A 1,438-nucleotide genomic window follows, 5' to 3' on the forward strand; every position below is an offset into this window, starting at 1 on the left:
CATGATCCGCCGGACAGGCCCTAGTAGTGCTTCGTTAGGTTCTTCGTCTGGTTCTGTTGCGGGGTAGGGGTTGGCTGCAGGTGGTGCAGGTGCCGGTCCAGCACTGCAGAAGGTCCTGGAGGGTGTCGAGGACCTGGTAGAGGGTCAGGCCGGCGTGTGGGCTTTGGGGTCGGGCCGCCGCAGGGTGAGGAAGGCCTGGGCGGCGGTGACGAGGGTGACGTGGTGGTGCCAGCCGCGCCAGGTGCGGCCTTCGAAGTGGTCCAGTCCCAGGCCGTGCTTGAGCTCGCGGTAGTCGTGTTCGATGCGCCAGCGCATCTTCGCCCAGCGGACCAGGCCGGCGACCGGGGTGGTGGCGGGCAGGTTCGAGATCCAGTAGCCCGTCGGGGTGTCCTGGCCGTGCGGCCATTCGACCAGGAGGGCCCGGGCGGGCAGGACACCGTCCCATCGGTTGCGGCCGCCGCCCGCACTCTGGGCCGCGGCCAGGGACTGCTTGCCCGCGGGCCGGATGGTCAGGACGGTGAACCGCGAGGTCATCGGGCCTTTGCCGCCCTGTCGCCAGGTGACCTCGGTGAACTGTTCCGCACCGGTTTGTGCTGCCATGACGCAGAGGGCTCGGGGCGGGGTGCGGTAGCGGGGCAGGGTCGGCGGTCCGAGCCCGCCATAGGCGGGCCGGTGCGGCTCGGCCTCTTCGGCATGAGCGACTTCCTTGCCGGTCAGCGCGAGGACATGGGACAGTCCGCGCTCCTCCGGACCGGTCCGGAACGGGGTGCTGACGCCGTAGCCCGCGTCGGCGACCACCACCGGCGCCTCCACCTCCCAGCCGGCGAGTGTGTCGAGGATGCCGAGCGCCAGGCGCCATTTCTCCTGGTGGGCCATGGCTTCGTCCGGCACTCCGGCCCGATGGCAGCGGTCCGGCTCGTCCGTCCACTCCCGCGGCAGATACAGCTGCCAGTCCAGCGGACAGGAAGCGGTGTCGGTGGCGGCGTGGACACTGACCGCGACCTGGCAGTTCGACCGTTTCCCGAGGGCTCCGCAGTACTGCCGGGCCACCCCGACCGAAGCGGTGCCGCACTTGGGGAACGACACGTCGTCGATCACCCACACCTCCGGGCCGATCGCCCGGCTCAGCCGTTCGGCGATCCGGCGCCGCACCGGCAGCGGATCCCACGGCGACTGGTTCACGAACTGCTGCAGGGCCTGCATGTTCCCGTCCGGCAGCCGCTCGGCCATCGGCTGGACCGACTTCCGCCGCCCGTCCAGCATCAGACCCCGCAGATAACACCCGCCCCACCGCCGCTGATCCCGCCGCGGCAACGAGGCGAACACATCGGCAACGAACTCCGAAATCTCACCCCGGAGCCGTTCCACCCCCCCAACCTCATGACCAGAAGATGCCCACCACCAGCCAAGATCACCCAACGTAACGAAGCACTACTAG

Annotated in this window: 1 protein-coding gene; it reads right to left on the reverse strand. The window is 69.7% G+C overall.

Annotated elements, in window-relative coordinates:
- Positions 1–144 precede the first annotated feature (144 nt).
- Positions 145–1,368: an IS701 family transposase gene (locus ACFYZY_RS30000; RefSeq protein WP_388700413.1), complete on the reverse strand. Its 1,224-nt coding sequence runs from the start codon at positions 1,366–1,368 to the stop codon at positions 145–147.
- Between the last annotated feature and the right edge of the window lie 70 nt (positions 1,369–1,438).

The sequence above is a fragment of the Streptomyces sp. NPDC001744 genome (assembly GCF_042892575.1).
Classification (GTDB): domain Bacteria; phylum Actinomycetota; class Actinomycetes; order Streptomycetales; family Streptomycetaceae; genus Streptomyces.